Annotated in this window: 11 protein-coding genes; 5 read left to right on the top strand and 6 right to left on the bottom strand. The window is 43.8% G+C overall.

Translation table 11 applies throughout. From position 1 onward, the window contains the following. Positions 1–34: 34 nt before the first annotated feature. From JK628_RS17530 to JK628_RS17520, 3 genes are all read right to left on the bottom strand, one after another. Positions 35–1,633, bottom strand: a complete 1,599-nt coding sequence (locus JK628_RS17530) for an AMP-binding protein (protein ID WP_202286228.1) — start codon at positions 1,631–1,633, stop codon at positions 35–37. Positions 1,634–1,938: 305 nt separating this feature from the next. Beyond that, a complete protein-coding gene (gene ccoG, locus JK628_RS17525) occupies positions 1,939–3,372 on the bottom strand; it encodes a cytochrome c oxidase accessory protein CcoG (RefSeq protein WP_202286227.1) in 1,434 nt (477 codons plus the stop codon). A gap of 167 nt (positions 3,373–3,539) precedes the next feature. After that, positions 3,540–5,000, bottom strand: coding sequence for a sigma-54 interaction domain-containing protein (locus JK628_RS17520; protein WP_202286226.1), 1,461 nt, complete (start codon positions 4,998–5,000; stop codon positions 3,540–3,542). Positions 5,001–5,253: 253 nt separating this feature from the next. On the opposite strand from JK628_RS17520, the gene JK628_RS17515 reads away from it, so the two are divergent. Further along, positions 5,254–5,631 (top strand): YacL family protein, encoded by a 378-nt coding sequence (locus JK628_RS17515; RefSeq protein ID WP_202286225.1) that lies wholly within the window; start codon positions 5,254–5,256, stop codon positions 5,629–5,631. Positions 5,632–5,694: 63 nt separating this feature from the next. Here the strand turns inward: JK628_RS17515 and JK628_RS17510 are convergent, their stop codons facing one another. Together JK628_RS17510 and narQ are read right to left on the bottom strand one after the other, a co-directional pair. Then, positions 5,695–6,324, bottom strand: coding sequence for a response regulator (locus tag JK628_RS17510; protein WP_202286224.1), 630 nt, complete (start codon positions 6,322–6,324; stop codon positions 5,695–5,697). 86 nt (positions 6,325–6,410) lie between these two features. Continuing rightward, positions 6,411–8,114: a nitrate/nitrite two-component system sensor histidine kinase NarQ gene (narQ, locus tag JK628_RS17505; RefSeq protein ID WP_202286223.1), complete on the bottom strand. Its 1,704-nt coding sequence runs from the start codon at positions 8,112–8,114 to the stop codon at positions 6,411–6,413. A 240-nt stretch (positions 8,115–8,354) separates the two neighbouring features. Here narQ and nrfA point away from each other — a divergent pair, with 240 nt between their 5' ends. Beyond that, positions 8,355–9,758: an ammonia-forming nitrite reductase cytochrome c552 subunit gene (gene nrfA, locus JK628_RS17500; protein ID WP_202286222.1), complete on the top strand. Its 1,404-nt coding sequence runs from the start codon at positions 8,355–8,357 to the stop codon at positions 9,756–9,758. A 106-nt stretch (positions 9,759–9,864) separates the two neighbouring features. Here nrfA and JK628_RS17495 read toward each other — a convergent pair whose 3' ends face one another. Continuing rightward, on the bottom strand, positions 9,865–10,407 hold the full coding sequence (locus tag JK628_RS17495) for an isochorismatase family protein (RefSeq protein WP_202286221.1): 543 nt from the start codon (positions 10,405–10,407) through the stop codon (positions 9,865–9,867). Positions 10,408–10,667: 260 nt separating this feature from the next. On the opposite strand from JK628_RS17495, the gene JK628_RS17490 reads away from it, so the two are divergent. The 3 genes from JK628_RS17490 (at position 10,668) to JK628_RS17480 (ending at position 12,795) form a co-directional block, all read left to right on the top strand. Further along, positions 10,668–11,006: a P-II family nitrogen regulator gene (locus JK628_RS17490; RefSeq protein WP_202286220.1), complete on the top strand. Its 339-nt coding sequence runs from the start codon at positions 10,668–10,670 to the stop codon at positions 11,004–11,006. A gap of 13 nt (positions 11,007–11,019) precedes the next feature. After that, positions 11,020–12,270 (top strand): ammonium transporter, encoded by a 1,251-nt coding sequence (locus tag JK628_RS17485; RefSeq protein WP_202286219.1) that lies wholly within the window; start codon positions 11,020–11,022, stop codon positions 12,268–12,270. Between the two features lie 207 nt (positions 12,271–12,477). Beyond that, entirely contained in the window at positions 12,478–12,795 is a 318-nt protein-coding gene (locus JK628_RS17480) for a hypothetical protein (protein WP_202286218.1), read from the top strand. Positions 12,796–12,838: the final 43 nt, after the last annotated feature.

Here is a 12,838-nt window from a genome sequence, read left to right as displayed (position 1 = left end):
CTTTATAGTGTTCAGACCAAAACCAAACTCAGAATCACTTACGCAATTCTCTGCGTAATATCTTACCGACGGTAGACTTTGGCAGTGCGTCGACAAAGGTAATCACTCTTGGGATCTTATAGGCGGCTAATTGCTCGCGGCAATAGCTTTCAATAATGACTTTGGCTTGCTGGTGATCCATATGACTGTCGGCCAGTACGATGACGGCTTTTACTGCTTCTCCGCTGCGTTCATCATCAATACCAATCACGGCGCACTCTAGCACGGCTTCATGGCTTGCAAGTATATCTTCGACTTCGTTGGGGTAGACGTTAAAGCCAGAGACGATAATCATGTCCTTTTTACGATCGACAATCTTGTGAAAACCATCATCAGTTGCGACGGCAATGTCACCGGTTTTAAAGTAGCCCTCGCTGGTCATCACCTTATGGGTTTCTTCGGCATTGTTCCAATATCCTAGCATTACCTGTGGGCCGAATACGGCAAGTTCTCCGGTTTCACCGTTGGCGACTTCGTTATCATCCATATCGAGAATTTTTACCTGAGTGCCTAGTACGGGTTTGCCAATGGTGCCGAGCTGCTCAAGTCCCGGTGCATTGAGCGATACCACTGGTGAGGTTTCTGATAACCCATATCCTTCAGAGATGGTGCAACCTGTGGTTTGCTGCCAAACCGTGGCGGCTGCCTGAGTCAAAGCAGTGCCTCCTGAAATAGTCACTTTTAAATGGCTAAAATCTAATGCTTTGAATTCTGGTTGATGGCACAAGCCAACAAACAGGGTATTGAGCCCTGCAAAACCAGTAAAGGGATATTGCGCTAAGGCTGAGATTAGCCCTGAGATATCACGTGGATTGGGGATCAGTACTGAGCAACCACCGCGCTCGTAATAAAGCACTAAATTCACCATAAAGGCATAGATATGATAAACAGGCAGCGGGGCGACAAATATCTCCTCACCTTCAACTAGGCGACTGCCTAAGCGTGATTTTATCTGCATGGCATTGGCAAGTAAATTGCCATGAGTCAACATAGCCCCTTTCGATAACCCAGTCGTACCACCAGTATATTGCAGCGCGGCTATCTGCCCCGATACGCTAATGACCGGTGCATAGCTAAGTTGTTCACCCACTCTTAAGACATCGCAAAAGTGAATAGTGGCAAACGGCACTTCTGGCTGCGGTTGCGGTGCAATTAGATCCATGGCATGGGTTGAGATAACAGTTTCAATTTCGGTACTGGCAACCACTTCGGTTAATGTTGGCAGCAAGTCTGACAGCACCACTAAGGCTTTTGCGCCTGAATCATTGAACTGGTGGATCAGCTCTCGCTGGGTATACAAGGGGTTGGTGTTAACTAGCACCATGCCTGCTTTAATAGCGCCATAGGCAGCAATCACGAATTGAGTAATATTAGGCAGTTGAATGGCTATTCTATCGCCTTGCACCAAGTTGGTCTCTTGCTGCAAATAGGCGGCGAACTGGCGTGAATAACGGTTGATCTCGTTGAATGTGGTCTCTTTCCCTAAACAGGAGTAAGCGGCTTTGTCACCGTATCTGGCACTCGCAAGGTCAATCAGGTCATTGAGTGAGGCGTAGCGGGAGAGATCGAGTGTTGAATCTGAATCATATGCCATGGAGATACCTTAGTTAGCCAGTTCTTTTATTGAAGATAAAAATCAAACAGGTGTTTAGATTAGTGCGATTATCACCTTAAGGTCAATGGTCAAGGGTGAAATAAATTGTTTCATTGCAGCAGAATGGATGAATTGCTATCGGCTTGTAACAATTAGATTTTTTACTCTATTTGGCCGTGGTGATATTAACCACTTGGATTAACAGACAAAGCATGGGACTTTGCCTGTTAACTCAAGCTTGATTGTTATTATCTGCCCGACTTCTTGGCCTGCTGAATTTTGCTTTTCAGTTCGGCTGGCTATCGTTAGAGCGGACTAAAGAAATTAGATTGCTGGGACACTTGGTTGTGATTGTGCTGCTCCGCCACGGTAAATGTTATTGCGCTACGGCTGCTTTCAAGTGCTTTAAGATCGGCTGAAACGGTCACAGGGTAATCCAATTGTTCGCCTGCATTAATCAACAAACGGCTGTTCCCTGCGAGTTTATAGCTAGTATTGCCAGAGACATATATTTGGTAATGACGCGCTTGCTGAGTCTTGTTGCGGATTTTTAGTGTGAAGCTATTTTCAACTTCATCAGTTAAGGTCTCACGGTACAGTGTTTGTCTGTCACGAATGATGTTTAGTTCAATGGCTGTGCGATTACTGATATCAACTCCAATGACAGTGAGCATGATCAAGGCTGCAATTCCGTAGCCGAGGAATTTGTATGACTCATAAAATGGCACGGCTTTGTCAACTAGGCCATTCTCACTAGTGTAGCTAATGAGGTTGGTTTTATAACCGAACTTTTCCATGGTTTGATTACAGGCGTCGACGCACGCTCCACAGTTGATGCACTCATATTGAAGTCCGTTACGAATGTCGATACCGGTTGGGCAAACATCCACACAAAGGTTGCAGTCTACGCAATCGCCTAAGTCAGTTGCTTGCTTACGCTTACGAGGACCACGACTTTCACCGCGAGTGGCATCATAGGTTACGGTCTTAGTGTTAGCGTCAAACATAACTGACTGAAAACGAGAATAGGGACAGCAATGTAAACACATCTGCTCGCGCATCCAACCGGCATTTAGGTAAGTACAGATGGCAAAGAACCATACCCAGGTGCTGATCCAAAAGCTGGCATCAAAACTTAGAATATCAACATACAGCTCTCTGGCAGGAATAAAGTAAGCGATAAAGCCACAACCAGTAAAAAGGGCGATTAAGCCCCATGCCAAATGTTTACTGGTGCGTTTGCTGAACTTCTTTAAACTCATTGGCGCTTTATCTAAAGCAAAACGCTTGTTGCGGCTGCCTTCAATACGCTCCTCAATCCAAACAAACATGAAAGTCCACGCAGTTTGTGGGCACAGATAGCCACACCAGACCCGGCCCCAAAATACCGTGGCAAAAAATAGCAGGAACGCAGCGGCGATAAACACCCATGCAAGAATAGTGAAATCCTGCGGCCACAGTGTGGTACCAAAAAAGATAAATTGCTGGTCGCTAATGTTAAACAGAATTGCTTGTCGACCTTGATAGGAGATAAATGGCAGTAGAAAAAATAACGCCACCAATAAACTATTCATCCCAGTTCGAATGCGTTGGAAATAGCCTTTTTGTTCCCGCATGTGGATCTTGCTGCTGGGTTGGCTGTCGACCTGCAGTGAGGGGATTTGTTTTATCGGAATGCGATTATTCGTTAGCTGGTTATTGGTGTTTTCTATTGCGTTGCTATTGTTGTTATTTAACATTGGCTTCTCTATAGGCACTGACATTGTTCACTCAGGGGCTATATAGCAAGCTCTAGGCCATATTTTAAGTTGTTGATTAATAGGACTATTACTTTTGATTAGATATATTTAACTCACGATATATCGCTAATTTGCTCTATGTCGTGCTCTTTGGCTCTGGAGCTTGGTTACACTGGTCGAGAAATGGCAAGTTTACTCATACGCGAGCGTAGGGTGCTGGGCGGCATACCTAAAATCGCTGCAGCTCCACTTGGCCCTGAGATCCGCCATTGGCTTTGTTTTAATATTCTTAGAATATGCGCTTTTTCAATCTCAGCTAAGGTCTGTTTAGCATTGGGGGTTGTGGTAGATATTTTTGCCTGAGGCTCGGTTGCTAGTTGGCCAAATTCGAGCACCGCTCCTGTTGATAGAATCATCTCTCGTTCAAGTACGTTTTGTAGTTCGCGCACGTTACCTGGCCAGGTATGTTTAGCTAAGTTTTGCATGCCACGTTGGCTAACCTTGCTGATTTTTTTACCCAGCTTTTTATTAAGCTCTTGCATCAGATGGCTGACAAGTTCTGGTATATCGGACAGGCGGTTACGCAACGGCGGTACCACAATAGGAAATACATTAAGACGATAATACAGATCCATTCTGAATAGACCTTGCTCGACTCGCTTGAGTAGATCGTGGTGGGTTGCTGTGATGAGCCGGATATCGACTTTAATGGTTTGGCTACTGCCCACTCGCTCAAACTCTTGCTCTTGAATCACTCGCAGTAGTTTTGATTGCGCTTCTAGACTCAGCTCGGCCACTTCATCGAGAAACAGAGTGCCATTATTGGCCAGTTCAAAACGGCCTTTTCGGCGGCTTGTGGCACCTGTGTAGGCGCCTTTTTCATGACCAAACAGTTCACTTTCAAGCAATGCTGTTGAAAATGCAGCGCAATTGACGCTCACTAGTGGCTTGTTTGCTCGGTTACTTAAGCGGTGCAGGTTACGCGCAACAAGCTCTTTACCTGTGCCATTCTCACCACTGATTAATACAGTGCTTTCGGTATTGGCCACTAACTTAATTTGCTGGATCAGTTGGTTAATGGGCTGACTGCTACCTGATATACCCACATCTCCAGTGCGGTCGGCCAGCTCTAATTGCAAATATTGATTCTCGAAGGAGAGCTTTTCAGATAAGGCTTGAACTTGTTCTAATGCTTGGCGGAGTGACTGCTCCGTTTGCTTTTGAATACTGATGTCACGAAATATCGCGACTACGCCCATGAGCACGCCATCTTTATACACTGGAGTTGAGGTGTAATGTACTGGAAAGCTAGAACCATCTTTACGCCAAAACACTTCATGGCTTATCTCTCTGGCTGCGCCATCCTTGAGGGTATTGTAAATAGGGCAATCATCTTTGGGGTAATGACTGCCATCATTATGGCTATGGTGGTGGCAGTCATGAATATTCTTACCTAACAACTCTTGAGTTTGCCAACCCGTCATCTTTTCAGCCGCCGGATTGATGAAAACCGCATTACCGTCGAGATCAAATCCATAAATACCTTCGCTGACCGCATTGAGTATCAGTTGGTTCTCGGGCAGAAAGTCTGCATGAGTGGTTTTATGCTTAAGGTTGATAGCTGCCATGGTCGATCCCGTCGCGAAATGAGTGATATAGCCATCCCACTGGATCCTGCATATCAGCTAGGATGGGTATAAAGGCTGAATAAGTATACGTTAAACTGTAATGTCACGATATAGCGTGATTAAGTGTGTATCAAACTGTCACTATTTGTTAATTGGATATCCAATCATTAGTATTTGAACAGAATAGGGCAAGTCGACGTTTATTAAGTTAAAATGAGGTTAGTTGAAGTCTTATTAAATTTTGAGCCAGATTATGGAATATGATTTTTTGCGCAATACAATAACCGGTACTGCATTTGCCCGGTTTAGTATGGATCATGAAGCGCTAGGTTTTTGGTTGTCGGAAGAGCTTGGTGACAATGCTGAAAAGTATGTTGATATATGCCAACAGATAGCACTACTACAATCGAGTCAGTTGAGCGAATGGCGCCTAATTGGCAAAGCATTGTCGATTGAGCTAGATAATGAACAGGTCAGAGTGTTTGCCAATAATATTGCAGAGGGCGAGGATGATGAAGCTGAGATGGATGAATCAATGTCATTCTATGATGGTGAGTCTGAGGCATTTTGTGGTCTAGAGGATTTTTATGCTGTCTTGGTTAATTGGCGTAAGTTTTTGGATGAACAATAATTATGTTTTTAACGTAATGAAAAAGGCAGCCTAGGCTGCCTTTTTGCTGTTTAACGATAAACGTTATTGGTTAAGATACCTCACGGCCATCTCTGTGCGTGATTTAGCATTCGCTTTACGAAGTAGGTTCTTTACATGCACCTTAACGGTACCTTCGCTAATATGTAATTGTTCAGCGACCACTCGGTTACTCTGCCCTTCAGCGAGGTGCTGCAGTATCTCGAGTTCCCTAGGAGTTAGGTTTTCAATCCACTCTTGTTCGTTGATCGAGCTATTTAGCTCTGACAAATACTCTTTAACGTTTTCGCTAATAATACGATGACCTAGCATGGCATTTTTGAGCATATCGAGCAGTAGATCTGGCTCAGTATCTTTAAGCAGATAACCATCTGCACCGGCACGAACCAGTCGAATCACGTCTTGTTTAGCATCCGATACGGTCAAAATAACGATACGTGATGTGACACCTTCTTGCCGTAAAGCATTGAGAGTATCTAGACCTGTCATCCCTTTCATGTTGAGATCAAGCAACACTATATCGGGTTCATTTTCTGCGACGGCAGAAAGCGCGTCTAGTCCACTGCCTGCTTCACCAAATAGCGTGAAGTCAGAGTCTGAAGTAATAAGCTGACAAATCCCACGACGAAGTAGTGGATGATCGTCAATAACGAGCACTGAATAAGGCTTACCCATTTAGATGCCTCCTGCTGAGGTAAATTCGTAATTCGAAAAACATGTCAATTGTACCTGTTTAGAACCTGTTTTATTTAACATTAAACTCATACAGGCTCCTGCTGAGGCGGGAAGGTTAATGTCACTGTAGCGCCACCTTCCTCATTAGAGGTAAATTCTACCACACCTGATAGCCGACTTGCGCGCTCATGCATTATCCCTAAGCCAAAATGTTGATCTCTCTCTTTGAGCTTCTCTATTCCAACGCCATCGTCACTAATACTAATAATAACTTTAGCATCCGATATCTTCTGACAGCTGATATGAATATGTTGCGCGCTAGCATGTTTGATGGCGTTGAGTGTTGCCTCACGAGTGAGCTGCAAAATATGAATATGCTGATGAGCCCCTAGCAGTTGCACTGGCAGTTTATAATCGAGTGTGATGTTTGCATCACTTTGACAGCGTAATTGCTCCACCATGGCTTCTATTGCATGACCCAAGTTGGGATCTTTAATGGTTAGCCGGAAGGTGGATAACAACTCTCGGAGCTGGGCATAGGCGGTATTAACCCCTTCATTTATCTCCTGTAGCTGCTCAGCCGCCCGTGGGCTTTTAGATGTTCTATCCAACTCTTTTGAGAGTAAATTGACTTGGATTTTTAAAAATGACAGTAATTGCCCCAAAGAGTCATGCAACTCGCGCGCGATAACGCCGCGTTCATCCATTAGTGCGAGTTGTTGTCGTTGCTCACCAGCATTGTGGATCACCATAGAGCGGGCCAGCATAATGGCAAAGTTACTATAAAGTGCTGTTGAGAATGGGTGATCAGAGATGACTTCTAAATAACCTAGATTGTTTTGCTCAAACAGCAGTGCAAATTTCTGTGAGGCTTTAACGTCATGGGGCCACTCCCCTTGTGCGTCGATGATGTATTGGACCTGTTCGTCCTCTACCACGACTAATCTCAAGCTGATGTTAGGTTCATGGGTTTGCAATTGGTTTATGGCATCAGTCAGCGTACTTATGTCTAATTTACTTGAGTGCAGCATTACTACATTGTCATAGAGTAATTTAAGCTCATTGTTGGCACGCGTTAAAGCAACGGTCTTCTCTTGTACTTGAGATTCTAGTCCTTGATAGACACTCGCCAGTTTTTTTACAGTACTATCGAGAGCACTGCTTAATGCACTCAATTCGATATACTCTGTTTTAGGCATTACTACATTAAAATTGCCTTGTGAAATTGTATCTGCAGCCTGCATTAATTGTTGCAAAGGCTTAACAACTTTGCGCTTGGCGATTCTTACAGTGACAAAGGCAACCAGCAGCATGATACCTAAACCGACTATTTGGCTTATCGCAAGTAGCTTAAGTTTAAAGGCAGCATGTTGCTCCGTTTCTAATACAAAAAGATCAATGGTATCGACGAAGTCTTTTAGCGCCGCGGCATACAGTCTAGAGTTCTCCGATTCTATGTAATAACGCATCACTTGCCACTTATCGATGACGGCTAAGTACTTATCCTTCATGTCTTGTGGAGTGTACCAGGTAAGTGATGCTTTAAGTGCTTGAGAATTTAATGTATTTTCAAACTCTGCTATTTTATCAGCTGCCGATTCACTTCCAGAATTAGCATAAAACATTAGTCGATAACTTTGCATTCTTAGCGACCCTGAAGCATTAATTGCTCTAGCATCGCCTAAACTGTAGGACAAATTAACGATGGCAAAAATGGCTAGTCCGCTGGACAGTAATATCAGCGTTAGCATGAATCCCCATATCGCTGATGTAAGTCTGCCTTTTTTCATTCAAAAACTCTCATTTATTGGCTTTATGTGCTATTCGTTTATAGCTGTTCTATATTAGTGACTACTTGAATACGTTACTAAAAACATAAAAGTGTGAGCAACAACACGTTTACAAGTTGATCTACCGCAAGTTTTAAGGCGGATACCCCTAATGGGGTATGTCTATGTTTGCTGCAAGAGACTAACTTTGACCTTGGAATAGGTGGGACTATAAAGATTATAAAGTAAAATGGAGATGAGATGGTGAGAACATTAACTAAAAAAACTTTTGCACTAAGTGCAATGGTTGCTGCAAGTTTAATCGCTGGTAGCGCATTCGCAAGTGACAAAACTGAACCTCGTAACGAGGTTTATAAAGATAAATTTTCTAAGCAGTATGATAGCTGGCATGACACTTCAGAAAGTAAAGAAGTTGTTGATATGCTTGAGCAAGTTCCAAGCTTAGTTGTGCTTTGGGCTGGTTACGGTTTTGCGAAAGACTATAACGCTCCACGCGGTCACATGTATGCTATTACCGATGTTCGTAATACGCTACGTACTGGTGGTCCAAAATCTGCTGAAGACGGTCCAATGCCAATGGCATGTTGGTCTTGTAAGAGCCCTGATGTACCTCGCATGATCGAAGAGCAAGGTGAAGACGGCTACTTTACAGGCAAGTGGGCTAAAGGCGGTCCAGAAATCGTAAACGTTCTTGGTTGCGGTGACTGTCACGAAAAAGGTAAGTCTAAGCTACGTATCTCTCGTCCATTCGGCGAGCGTGCAATGGAAACTCTAGGCACACCATTTGATAAAGCTTCTCGTAAAGACAAGCAGTCAATGGTTTGTGGTCAGTGTCACGTCGAGTACTACTTCGAGAAGACTAAAGACAAGAAAGGCTTTGTTAAATTCCCTTGGGATAACGGTACCACAGTTGAACAGATGGAAGTCTACTATGACAACATCGAGTTCTCAGATTGGACTCACGCTGTTTCTAAGACTCCAATGCTTAAAGCACAGCACCCAGGTTATGAAACTTGGCAGCTAGGTGTTCACGGTAAGAACAACGTAAGTTGTACTGACTGTCACATGCCTAAAGTTAAGAATGCTGAAGGTCGTAAGTTTACTGACCATAAAGTTGGTAACCCATTCGATCGCTTTGAAGAAACTTGTGCTACTTGTCACGAGCAAAGCAAAGAGTTCATGGTTAACCTAACTGAAGAGCGTAAGCATAAAGTTGCTGATCTTAAAGCACGTGCTGAAACTCAGTTAGTTAAAGCTCACTTCGAAGCAAAAGCTGCTTGGGATGCGGGTGCAACTGCAACTGAAATGAAGCCTATCCTTATGGATATCCGTCATTCACAATGGCGCTGGGATTATGCAACTGCATCACACGGTGTTGCTGCTCACGCTGCTGACGAAGCACTACGCGTACTTGGTACTGCGGTAGATAAAGCTGCTGATGCTCGCATCAAGCTAGCTCAACTACTTGCTGCTAAAGGTGTTAAACAACCTATTGCTTACCCAGACACTTCTACCAAGGCTAAAGCTCAAGCGGCTCTAGGTATGGATATGAAGAAGATGAATGCTGATAAAGCTGAATTCAAGAAAACACTGGTTCCTCAGTGGGAAGCTGAAGCTGAAAAACGCGAAGCAACTTACAAGTAGCGACTAATGTGTTGTTAGGTTTTGTTACCTAGCTCTCTATAAAAAGCCCTCATTAATGAGGGCTTTTTTTTTGGCTGCGATAAAGCATAGCTGAATTACTAATAAGTTATTTAATCAAGGTAAGTAATGCCTTAAACCTTTCACCAAGGGCTTCATGTTGCAGTTCGAACAGTAGTGACTCTACATTGGTTTGTAACGCCCCATGCGCTTGCATCATCTCTATCCCAAGCTTCTTATTGTGAGGATCTCGCGAAGACATAGCATCTACAACTAAGTGGGTTGGATAAGCATTATCCAATAGATCCATACAAGTTTGGTACACACAAACATGGGTTTCTATGCCCGCAACCAGTATATGTTTCTGCCCCATTGCTGACAATTTTGCTCTGAATCTTGGGCATTGCCAGCCACTAAAATGTTGTTTTGCAATTGGCTCTGTGGTTTTTATCAGCTCGGCGGCCAATACGTCAGTGGTGGCGCCCAATTTATCGGGCAGCTGTTCGAGCCATAGGATAGGAATGTCGAATAACTGAATGCCTTTAATAAGCAGCGTTAATTTATGGTGTAACTCTTCACTTTGATGCATGACTCGTGCAAGTTGCCCCTGCACGTCAACAATGACTAATACGCAATCTTCTGGCTTCAACATTCTAATGTCCTTAGGCTTGTTGCAATAGGCTACCAGTACACCTCAAAAGTCGATTTTATCCAATAGGCGATAAGTCTAAGCCGCTACCACTTTGCCTTATGAGTGTGCAGGAAGTGAATAACTGCACTTTTTTGGTGCATTAATATGCTGTCTCTTGTGACAAGATTAAGCTATCACTGTGTTTTTTAACGAATTTAATATTTGGCCTAATGCTTGAATTGTCTTTAGTAGAATTAAAAATAGTCTTCAGGGAGTTTGCCATGAAATTAGTCAGCGCCATTATCAAGCCGTTTAAGTTAGATGATGTAAGAGAAGCCATCGCCAATGTGGGCATTGAGGGAATGACAGTAACTGAAGTAAAAGGATTTGGTCGACAAAAGGGACATACCGAACTATATCGAGGCGCTGAGTATCAGGTTGATTTTTTACCCAAGGTGAAGCTTGAAATTGCCACTAAAGCAGAAAACGTAGAGATGCTCGTCGAGGCGATAACGAATGCCGCTCGTACTGGCAAAATTGGTGACGGAAAGATCTTTGTTACCAACCTAGAGCAAGCAACCAGAATAAGAACTGGCGAACTCGACAACGAAGCACTTTAAAGGAGATAGGACAATGGATGAATTAACCAAACTAGGATTAACGGTCACAGAGCTACGATTTGCCCTTGATACGTTTTACTTTCTTATCTCTGGTGCGTTAGTGATGTGGATGGCAGCCGGTTTCGCTATGTTAGAAGCGGGTCTTGTTCGCTCTAAAAATACCACTGAAATTTTAACTAAGAACGTCTGCTTATATTCAATTGCCTGTGTAATGTATTTAGTTGTTGGTTATAACATTATGTACGTTGATAACACTGAAGGTGGATGGTTACCTTCGTTTGGATCATTGATTGGATCGCAATCCGATGGCGCAGATCATGCGCTTGAGTCTGACTTTTTCTTCCAAGTGGTGTTTGTTGCAACGGCGATGTCGATTGTATCTGGTGCAGTGGCAGAAAGAATGAAGCTATGGGCGTTTCTTGCATTCTCAGTATTTATGACAGCGGTTATTTATCCGGTGGAAGGTTACTGGACATGGGGCGGAGGCTTCTTGTCTGAAGCGGGTTTTGTTGATTTTGCTGGAAGCGGTATTGTGCATATGGCGGGTGCGGCAGCGGCTATCTCAGGCGTACTGCTACTTGGCGCTCGAAAAGGTAAATATGGCGCTAATGGTCAAGTTAATCCGATTCCTGGTTCTAATTTACCTATGGCTACACTGGGCATGTTTATCTTGTGGATGGGCTGGTTTGGCTTTAATGGTGGCTCACAGCTGCTAGTGTCGGATGCTGAAAATGCTAGCGCAGTGGCCAAAATTTTTGTTAATACTAACTCTGCAGCCGCCTTTGGTGCTATTTCAGCACTGATTGTATGTCGGTTGATTTGGGGCAAAGCTGATTTAACCATGATCTTAAATGGTGCCTTGGCAGGGCTTGTTGCGATTACTGCAGATCCTTTATCTCCCTCTCTTGCTATGGCCGGCGTCATTGGTATCGTGGCTGGCGGCGTGGTTATATTCTCTATTGTTGCGTTTGACCGAGTAAAAATTGATGATCCAGTCGGTGCTATCTCAGTCCATGGTGTAGCTGGGTTACTGGGGTTAATGTTGGTTCCGCTGTCTAACGCCGATGCCTCTTTTGGCACACAGCTTTATGGTGCTGCAGTGATATTCGGTTGGGTATTCTTGGCGTCTACTGTTGTGTGGCTTGGACTCAAATTGACGATGGGGATCCGTGTTACAGAAGAGGAAGAGTATAATGGAATGGATGCATCTGATTGCGGTATTGATGCATACCCTGAGTTTGTCTCGGTGAAAAGTGCCAACTAATATTGTTATGGTACAGCAAGGGAGCAGGGCTTAGGCCCTGCTTTTTATCTGGGCATTTGATTAATCTACAATGCAATTACGCTAGCTGAAATTTCCCCTTAAGCGATGTTATGGCCTTTCTATTAATGATAAGAGACTTGGTGGAATTGCTGTGGTTATCGGTATACGATGGCTGGAGACTTGCTACTATAATTGGGTACTTATCTGATGAGTAAAGTGATTAGCATTAGCCTATTGCTGTTGTTTACCTACTGCTTACCGGCAGTAGCGGGGCAGGTTGTGGTGCGAAAATCTAGCGAACCGTTCGATGCTTTTGCTGTGCGCGATCAGGTGCTTGCAGACCATGAATGGCAGGAAATGCTCAGATTTCAACAACAAATCCAAATCTTACAAGCATTGCCCGTGGGTTGCTTGCCTATTGCTACACCTTATCGTTATTTTACCTGTCGTGGCCAGTTCTATAGGCCTTATGAATATCAAAAACAACAGCTCTACATTGAGATCGATCAGCCACAGGCTAAGTAATAGAGGCTGAGGCTTTCTATGGTTAGTATACTTTTGATTTACT

It is taken from the genome of Shewanella sp. KX20019, from assembly GCF_016757755.1.
Lineage (GTDB): Bacteria > Pseudomonadota > Gammaproteobacteria > Enterobacterales > Shewanellaceae > Shewanella.
This window is presented reverse-complemented; position numbering and strand designations above follow the sequence as displayed.

Bases quoted from the DNA above. Each gene is read 5' to 3' on its own strand.
- JK628_RS17530 (WP_202286228.1), bottom strand. From the start codon at position 1,633: ATGGCATATGATTCAGATTCAACACTCGATCTCTCCCGCTACGCCTCA.
- JK628_RS17510 (WP_202286224.1), bottom strand. From the start codon at position 6,324: ATGGGTAAGCCTTATTCAGTGCTCGTTATTGACGATCATCCACTACTT.
- JK628_RS17495 (WP_202286221.1), bottom strand. From the start codon at position 10,407: ATGTTGAAGCCAGAAGATTGCGTATTAGTCATTGTTGACGTGCAGGGG.
- JK628_RS17485 (WP_202286219.1), top strand. From the start codon at position 11,020: ATGGATGAATTAACCAAACTAGGATTAACGGTCACAGAGCTACGATTT.
- narQ (WP_202286223.1), bottom strand. From the start codon at position 8,114: ATGAAAAAAGGCAGACTTACATCAGCGATATGGGGATTCATGCTAACG.
- JK628_RS17520 (WP_202286226.1), bottom strand. From the start codon at position 5,000: ATGGCAGCTATCAACCTTAAGCATAAAACCACTCATGCAGACTTTCTG.
- ccoG (WP_202286227.1), bottom strand. From the start codon at position 3,372: ATGTTAAATAACAACAATAGCAACGCAATAGAAAACACCAATAACCAG.
- nrfA (WP_202286222.1), top strand. From the start codon at position 8,355: ATGGTGAGAACATTAACTAAAAAAACTTTTGCACTAAGTGCAATGGTT.
- JK628_RS17515 (WP_202286225.1), top strand. From the start codon at position 5,254: ATGGAATATGATTTTTTGCGCAATACAATAACCGGTACTGCATTTGCC.
- JK628_RS17480 (WP_202286218.1), top strand. From the start codon at position 12,478: ATGAGTAAAGTGATTAGCATTAGCCTATTGCTGTTGTTTACCTACTGC.
- JK628_RS17490 (WP_202286220.1), top strand. From the start codon at position 10,668: ATGAAATTAGTCAGCGCCATTATCAAGCCGTTTAAGTTAGATGATGTA.